At 48.2% G+C, this 7,518-nt stretch carries 7 protein-coding genes, 1 tRNA gene, 1 rRNA gene and 1 pseudogene; 4 read left to right on the top strand and 6 right to left on the bottom strand.

Features of this window, described 5'->3' with window-relative positions; genetic code table 11:
• Nucleotides 1-283: 283 nt before the first annotated feature.
• Nucleotides 284-748: a hypothetical protein gene (locus tag F7B33_RS03820; protein WP_297063394.1), complete on the top strand. Its 465-nt coding sequence runs from the start codon at nucleotides 284-286 to the stop codon at nucleotides 746-748.
• On the opposite strand, the gene gltA is transcribed toward F7B33_RS03820, so the two are convergent.
• Entirely contained in the window at nucleotides 749-2,158 is a 1,410-nt protein-coding gene (gltA, locus tag F7B33_RS03815) for an NADPH-dependent glutamate synthase (protein ID WP_297073183.1), read from the bottom strand.
• Complete coding sequence (locus F7B33_RS03810) at nucleotides 2,159-3,010, bottom strand: sulfide/dihydroorotate dehydrogenase-like FAD/NAD-binding protein (protein ID WP_297063398.1); 852 nt, start codon at nucleotides 3,008-3,010, stop codon at nucleotides 2,159-2,161.
• Between the two features lie 180 nt (nucleotides 3,011-3,190).
• Between F7B33_RS03810 and F7B33_RS03805 the strand changes: the two genes are divergently transcribed.
• On the top strand, nucleotides 3,191-3,973 hold the full coding sequence (locus F7B33_RS03805; protein WP_297073185.1) for a 4-phosphopantoate--beta-alanine ligase: 783 nt from the start codon (nucleotides 3,191-3,193) through the stop codon (nucleotides 3,971-3,973).
• On the opposite strand, the gene F7B33_RS03800 is transcribed toward F7B33_RS03805, so the two are convergent.
• The 3 genes from F7B33_RS03800 to rrf all read right to left on the bottom strand — a co-directional run bounded on the left by F7B33_RS03800 (nucleotide 3,970) and on the right by rrf (nucleotide 5,172).
• Nucleotides 3,970-4,701: a helix-turn-helix domain-containing protein gene (locus tag F7B33_RS03800; RefSeq protein ID WP_297064058.1), complete on the bottom strand. Its 732-nt coding sequence runs from the start codon at nucleotides 4,699-4,701 to the stop codon at nucleotides 3,970-3,972. The genes F7B33_RS03805 and F7B33_RS03800 overlap by 4 nt on opposite strands.
• Before the next feature lie 260 nt (nucleotides 4,702-4,961).
• Nucleotides 4,962-5,039, bottom strand: a tRNA-Asp gene (locus F7B33_RS03795).
• Between the two features lie 11 nt (nucleotides 5,040-5,050).
• A 5S ribosomal RNA gene (rrf, locus tag F7B33_RS03790) occupies nucleotides 5,051-5,172 on the bottom strand.
• Between the two features lie 53 nt (nucleotides 5,173-5,225).
• Here rrf and F7B33_RS03785 point away from each other — a divergent pair.
• Entirely contained in the window at nucleotides 5,226-6,713 is a 1,488-nt protein-coding gene (locus F7B33_RS03785; protein ID WP_297062062.1) for a hypothetical protein, read from the top strand.
• A 1-nt stretch (nucleotide 6,714) separates the two neighbouring features.
• Nucleotides 6,715-7,071 (top strand): ribonuclease P protein component 4, encoded by a 357-nt coding sequence (locus F7B33_RS03780; RefSeq protein WP_297073182.1) that lies wholly within the window; start codon nucleotides 6,715-6,717, stop codon nucleotides 7,069-7,071.
• Here F7B33_RS03780 and F7B33_RS03775 read toward each other — a convergent pair.
• Nucleotides 7,072-7,518, bottom strand: a pseudogene (locus F7B33_RS03775) (cell wall-binding repeat 2 family protein); the annotation flags it as partial.

Below are 7,518 nucleotides of genomic sequence, written 5' to 3'. Positions count from 1 at the left end.
GGAGGGTTTCAAGCTCTATTCTGGCCGGTGGAAGGCCGTAGCGCTTTGGCCCAAGGGCAACGCCCGGGTCGATGAGGATTTTTAGGCCGGAAGCCTCGACAAAGGTCGCTAAACTTCTAACTCCCAAACTCTCGCTCGCGAGAGGAACGATATGCATTTTATCACCGAGGTACGTTTGAGCTAAACCTTAATAAGCCCTGCCCGTTAGTGATGGTTGGCCGATGATGAGTGTCATCCCTCCTGATGTCGAGATGATGACATTATCCCCACCTGAGGTGGTTCAATGCTGGGCTTTTTGAAAAAAAAGAAAAAGTATGATCCCTTTGTTTACCTCAGTGAACCCACATTTCTCTACCACACCCAGACCGAGAGGGTTATTCTAGAAATCATCGAGGAGAAGCTCGGCTCCAACAACGTGCTCGTGCCCTCTAAATACGGAATGAGGGACACAAGTGACAGGATTAAAGAGGCTCAATACTTCGTTGCCGTCGCTCCTCTTGGCAAGTTCACCTCTCTCGTTGGGAGGGAAGTTAAGCTCGCTCAGGAGCTTGGAGTTGAAATTTTCACTCTTCTCATAGCGAGAAAAGACTATGAGCTCGTTTATCTGTGGGTAAAAGGCATTCCAGAGGAAGTTGAGTGGCTTTCCCCTGAGGAGACTCTTGAGTTCACAAAAACTTTCCTTAATAGTGAGTTTATGGACTATCTCAAGAAAGGTCTTTTCTTTGGCTCAAGAAAAAGAGAATGGTAATCAGGAACTCATTTTAGTTCGTATGTATTCATCTATAGCCTTGGCAGCTCTCTTCCCATCGCCCATGGCTAGAATAACTGTCGCCTCGCCCCTTATTGCGTCACCACCGGCGAAGACTCCAGGAATGCTCGTCATCAAGTTCTCATCTACAACCAGGGTTCCGTCGGGATTAGTTTTCAACCCAGTTCCATCGCTTATTATTTTGTTCGGCTCAAGGCCAATAGCAATGATAACAGTATCCGCCTCTACAGTCACGTATTCGCCTGTTGGCCTTATTTTTCTCTTGCCCTTGTGGTCTTTTTCCTCCAAAGGTTCCATCTTCTCGAACCTCACGGCTTTTACCTTGCCATTTTCCCCAAGGAATTTCACTGGCTGGACAAAATACATGAATTTAACGCCCTCTTCCTTTGCATGGACAACTTCCTCCTCGCGAGCGCTCACATCTTCTTCACCACGGCGGTAGGCTATAATTACCTCGGCCCCAAGTCTAAGGGCTGAGCGGGCAGCGTCCATGGCCGTGTTGCCAGCCCCGATAACCACAACACGCTTTCCTATCGCTATTGGTGTATCATAATTCGGGAACGCATAGGCTTTCATGAGGTTTATTCTTGTTAAGAACTCGTTGGCACTGTATATCCTATCAAGTAAGATACCAGGTATGTTGAGAAGCTTAGGTGTTCCAGCCCCCGTTCCAATGAAGACTGCATCGTATTCCTCGAGCAGTTCCTCAATCGTTACAGTCTTTCCAACAACATGGTCGGTCAGAATTCTCACACCAAGGCGATTTAATTTGGCAAGTTCATGGTCCAAAATCTCCTTAGGAAGTCTGAATTCGGGTATTCCATATATAAGAACTCCCCCGGGCTTATGAAGTGCTTCGTAGATTGTAACCGAGTATCCCATTTTTGCGAGTTCGCCGGCACATGTTAAACCAGCTGGACCAGCTCCGACAACGGCCACATTTCCTAACGCTCCGCTACATTTCTCCTCAAACTCACAAAGGAGTTCTTCTTCTATTCCGTGTTTTCTAGCATAGTCAGCAACAAATCTTTCAAGCTTTCCAATGTTTACTGCCTGTCCAACCTTCCCAACAACACACGCTCCCTCACACTGATCCTCCTGAGGACAAACCCTTCCAGTTATGGCGGGTAGGGTGTTGTCGTTCCATATTATCCTCAAAGCGCTCTCAATGTCTCCCTCTTTTATCTTCGCAATAAATCCAGGAATGTTTATATGAACGGGACAACCCTTTATACAAGGTGCGTAGTTTTCAGGACACTGAAGGCATCTTTCGGCCTCCTTAACGGCTAGCTCGAATGTATAACCCAAATTAACCTCTCCAAAATCTTTGGTTCTTTCCTCAACGGGCCTTTCAGGAGTAGAAACACGTTCTTTGATAAGTTTTGGCATTTAAATCACCCCCTTTGTGCGAAGATACTCCAGATAACGTTCTTTGGCCAGCTTTTCCTGCTCTTTAAAACGCTCTGAATTTCTGCGTATGGCGTCAACCCAGTCTATTTTATGTGCATCAAAAACGGGTCCATCTCTGCAGGCAAACTTTACTTTTCCATCATAGAGAACCCTACAGGAACCGCACATTCCAGTTCCATCTACCATTATCTGCCTGACCGTTGCATAGGTTGGAATCCCATAGGGTTTGGTCAGTTCTGCAAGTTTTGCGAGGGAGCCCAGCTTTCCTCCAGCGAATATAACATCAACTTTGTCTTTTTTGATGAGCTCTGTTACAACGTCAAGATAGTGGCCCTTAATCCCAACGGACCCATCGAGGGTTGTTAAATAGTACTCGTCGGCAACTTCCTTTGCAAGAAAGCGCATTGGATAAACCCTTTCCTTGTCTTCAAAGGTTTGAACTGATATTGTATAGTTTCCCTTCTCTCTCATGGCCTTTAGCGTTGCATAGTTTTCGGCCTGACCACAAACTGCATCAGAAACAAAAGCAACTCTTCCATAGTGCTTTAACTTTATGGGCTTCCCCAAGGGACCCACAAAGCTCCACAACTCATCTCCCGGGTTGTACTCATAATACAACTGTAGGCTGGTCTTTCCGAGTTTTCTAATAAACATCCCAATTTTTCCGTTTTCCGCTTTATAAACTGACATTGGAACCCTTTCTCCTTTTTCGTGAAGAATAAAAACAACAAACTGGCCGGGTTTCCAGGCACTTGCAACATGAGGTGCCTCAACTTCGACAAAATAGTCTATGGGACTCAAATCTTCCTTTGCTGTAATGAGATATCCCACTATGAACACCTCCATTTAAGTCCATATTTTGGCCACCAAAAGTTTTGAACCGAAGGTTTATACGATTTTCTTGAACCAATGGTTTAGAACCCGTTTCATGGCAAAAAAAGAAATCTTTTGCCTTTTTGAGAGGGCAGAGATTTATTAGGTTTTCATACAAAGATAATCTAGGTGACGGGTATGGTGAAAATCCCGAAGAGTCACCCCCGCTATTGGAGCCTCTACTACAGGGAGAAAATCATCGAGGGAATGGAGAAGGGAATGACTGCCAAGGCTGGACTCATAGCCCACGGACGCGGTGAGGCCTTTGACTATCTCATCGGGGAGAAAACCATAGAACCGGCCGAGAGGGCTATGAAAGCGGCTGTTGCGAGGTTTCTACTGGCTAAACACCCCGTTATTTCAGTCAACGGGAACGTCGCGGCTCTCGTTCCAAAGGAGACTATAGAACTGGCCAAAGCGTTGAACGCGAAGCTCGAGATAAACCTCTTCTACCGCACCGAGGAGCGCGTGAAAGCCATAGAGCGGGAACTCAGGAAGTATGATTCAGAAATCGAGATACTCGGAATAAACCCGACCAAAAGGATTCCCGGTTTAGAGCATGAGCGTGGGAAGGTTGATGAAAATGGCATCTGGAAAGCGGACGTTGTTTTAGTCCCCTTGGAGGACGGCGACAGAACAGAGGCTTTGGTTAGAATGGGCAAGTTCGTCGTTACAGTTGACCTGAACCCGCTCTCAAGGAGCGCAAGAATGGCTGACATAACGATAGTTGACAACATCGTTCGCGCTTATCCAAGGATGATTGAACTCGCTAAGGAGATGAGGGACCTCCCCAGGGAAAAGCTCGAAGAAATCGTCGAGTCATACGACAACGCGAAAACTCTGAGCGACGTTTTGATTCACATAAGGGACAGGCTAACAAAGCTCGCAGAGGAGGGTATATGGAGACGGAAGGAGCTTTAAAATTCCTTTTCTGTCTTTTCCACTAGCTTCCTCAGGTTGTTTATAAGCTCGGTCTCACTTGAGGCTTTTGAGACAACCAACGGAACCCTTTCACGCTCCGCGAGCTTGACCGCAAGCTCGTCAAGCCTTTTAACGCCGTGAAGGACTATTACCGCAGGCTTCAGTCCCTGAACGCGCACCGCTATCATAGGGCTTCTTCCAGTTGTTACTTTCGTAAAGACCAGTGCTCTCTCGGTTGTCCAGCCGTAGAGCTTGAGGAACTCCTCACTGCTCATTTCGAGTATTGCTCTTATACTGTCAACGACGGTGTAGCCGTATATCCTCCTGTCGAGGAGATGGGGGTTTGCGACAACTTCACCGCGAACGGCTTCGACAACGTCAGAAATCTTAACCGGAACCGCGAACTCTCTTATGTCTAGTATCGCACTCGTGGGAAGTTCACCCTCAATTGTCTTGCTGAATGCCCGTATGACGTTACCACCGCGCCTTTCGTCAATCTCAAGGAGGGCCTCTACAAATTTCCGGATTGTAGAAGCGCCGGGACTCTTTCTTCTTCCGCCCTCGTAGTCGCTAATGACCGAAGAGGAAACACCAAGGTACTCGGCAAGCTCTGTCTGGCTGATTCCAAATATTTCACGCCACTTCCGCATTGTCTTTCCAGGGTCTGAGGAGAGGGTGATTTCCCCGGCGATTCTCTTGGCGAGGGCTTCCTTTTCCTTCTCCAGCATGTTCGTTACTATCCATAATAGATTATAAGCCTTTCGGCAATTGCTGAAATTGAGTTGGAATATCAGTGAACGATTAACGGATTAAAATGCAAAAATTGGGTTCTAATTTTAAACGCGAAGGCTGGTTAAGTCCTTCTGAGTGTAACTCCTCAGACGATTTTAACTTAGGGTCTTTCATGGGAAACACAACAAACTCGAGCTTAAAATTTACATAAGAAAATCATCTATACCCTGCCAGCGCTTGCAACATGATAATTGTATGGCGCCCGGGCCGGGATTTGAACCCGGGTCACGGGAGTGACAGTCCCGTATGATAGGCCGGGCTACACCACCCGGGCACATGAATAGTGGCCGGCGGCGTTCCCGGTTTCCCGCCCCCTCTCGGAGGGCAGTACACCCGGGAACGCTGGCGGGCTTAACTTCCGGGGTCGAAACGAGACCGGGTGTAACCCCGCCGCTATGACCGCCGTGCCAGTAACACCTTTAGAGATGGCTTTATAAACTTTGCGGTTCTTTAAGAGTCGATGGAGGAGCTACTCGAACTATTGAGAGAAGAGCATAGGGAACCCCTCACTCCAAGTGTTAGGGTTAAGGATTTCCTTAGGAAAATCTCAAGAAAAAACGGAGAAGAAATCGAGATTGACGGCTTTTTACTCCTCAGACAGCCACCCAATGCACCGAAAGACGCTGTTTATTACCTCCTCTCGCCCCTAACCCCAGAGGAAGCAAAGAGGAGCCGGCTGAAAGCGTATCTAGTGCTCAGAATAGACGAGAAAACGCGAGTTAAGGGTAGGCTCTACTCCGGGTCGTACGTTATGGTTAAGGGAGTTCTCGACGCCTATCCCTACGGAAACATGAGACTCCTTCATGTTTTTGAGCTTGAAGAAATTCCCTACGAGACCAGATGGACCAAATACAAAGACTATGCCCTGAGCAGGAACGAGCTTGAGAACCTGATTTCCAGCACAATCTATGCAAACTATGAGCTCCAGAAGGGAATAATCTACGCCCTCCTCAACGCTCCGACGGTGATAGGGGTTGAAAACTGGAGCGAGGGAATTACCTTCTCGGCCTTTAAAGGGGAGAGCAAACGCCCGGTTATCTCCCTCTGGGAGGGTCTGAAGTATATCTACTCCCTCCTACCCAGGGAGCTTAAGCTCAAGAAGGAGAGGTGGGAGGAGTTCGACGACGACTTCCTGGGTATTGACTTCAAGTTCGCTTTTCCAAAGTCCGGGCTGGCCTACTACGTTCCCCCAACGAAGGCCATGCTGAAAAGGGTTAATCCTATTCCAAGGTGGGCGGAGAAACACTTTCTGCTAAAAAAGGCCAGTTTCCTGAGCCCGAGACTTTTTGTGAAACCCGACGACATAATGGCAACCCTTGGCGAAAGTCCTCTCGTGATTATTGATGAAGTGGCCTACGAGAGGAACAGAGAACTTGAGGAGTTAATGCCAAACCTGGTTGCAACGATAATTCTGGCCAAGGGGAAAATAGGAAGCCTCAACCTCGGCGAAATGAAGGAATACAGATATCGTTTTGAAGCCTTTTTGATAAAAAACAGGAACGAGTACGGCGAGCTCTTCGACGCTTTAACGCTCTCGGGGAAGGTGTTCAACGTTGGAACACGCTACAGGCTCGGTGCAAGACTGCTCGGGGCGATGGAAAGGTTTGAGGGAAAGATTGATAGAGGCCTTGTAAACGACCTCCTCGGCCTGTACCAGGAGATAACTGACACGTGGATAAACGAGATGCCTGAAAAGGAGAAGTTAAGGCTCCTCAAGGAATACGAGCGCTACATCGGGGGTTCAAAGGTCGCGGAGATAGGCATCAAAATCTTTGAAGACCTTGAGGCAACCTCCCTCGACGGAACGGTCACAAGGGAGGAGTTCTTAAAGGCCCTTGTGGAGGCCGGGTTCAGGGAAGAACACGGGAGAGAAACTATTGAAAAACTCCTAAGGGAGGGGTACCTTTACGAACCGTTCTCTGGAAAGCTCAAGCTCGTGAGGTGGTAGTGTGGGAAAGAAATTCCTCAGGAGGAAAGAGCAGAAGGAGAAGAAGAAAATAGCTAGGGAGAGGGTAGAGACGCTGTTCACCCTCGCAGAGAGGGTTTTCCCCTACAGCCCCGAGCTGGCTAACAGGTACGTCGAGATAGCACTGGCAGTGCAACAGAAGGCAAAGATAAGGCTCCCAAGGAAGTGGAAGCGTCGTTACTGTAAAAGATGCCACTCTTTCCTCGTTCCGGGGAAGAACGCACAGGTTAGGCTGAGAAGCAGGCCATATTCCCATGTAGTGGTTAAATGCCTTAACTGTGGCCACATAATGAGGTATCCGTACCTCAGAGAGAAAAAGGCAAGAAGGAAGGAAAGCTAATCAGTGCTTTCCGCTCTTTTCATCGTGTCTCCCCGTCCCCGGCATTGAAATCACCGACTTTCTCTCACGGTAGAGCTCGTGAAGAACCTTCCTGGCCTCTTTAAGGAGCACTTTAGCAACGCTGTAGTTTCCGGCCTCTATGGCTTCCTCTGCCTTGTCCAGGATTGTTTTAACGGTGCTAACGTTAACCCCAGCCTTCTCAAGGACTTCAACCTGAGCCTCCAGTTTTTCGAGTTCGATTCTCAGCTTGAGTCCCTCCCTGCTCTTCACTGCCATCTTAAACTCCATGTGAGCGTTCTTCAGGGCGAATTCACTTTTTACCTGGAGCTGAAGTGCTAAGGCATAGGCCTCGGTGACGTTTCCAGCCTGAAGGCTCTGGTTAACTTTCTCCATGAGCTGGAGCATCTCCTTGACCTGCTCCCTCAGCTGTGTTGAGTTAGTCATGTT

This window comes from Thermococcus sp., from assembly GCF_015523185.1.
Classification (GTDB): domain Archaea; phylum Methanobacteriota_B; class Thermococci; order Thermococcales; family Thermococcaceae; genus Thermococcus.
This window is presented reverse-complemented; position numbering and strand designations above follow the sequence as displayed.

Excerpts from the sequence above, each read along its gene's own strand:
- F7B33_RS03820 (WP_297063394.1), top strand. The coding sequence starts at position 284 with ATGCTGGGCTTTTTGAAAAAAAAGAAAAAGTATGATCCCTTTGTTTAC.
- gltA (WP_297073183.1), bottom strand. The coding sequence starts at position 2,158 with ATGCCAAAACTTATCAAAGAACGTGTTTCTACTCCTGAAAGGCCCGTT.
- F7B33_RS03805 (WP_297073185.1), top strand. The coding sequence starts at position 3,191 with ATGGTGAAAATCCCGAAGAGTCACCCCCGCTATTGGAGCCTCTACTAC.
- F7B33_RS03800 (WP_297064058.1), bottom strand. The coding sequence starts at position 4,701 with ATGCTGGAGAAGGAAAAGGAAGCCCTCGCCAAGAGAATCGCCGGGGAA.
- F7B33_RS03785 (WP_297062062.1), top strand. The coding sequence starts at position 5,226 with ATGGAGGAGCTACTCGAACTATTGAGAGAAGAGCATAGGGAACCCCTC.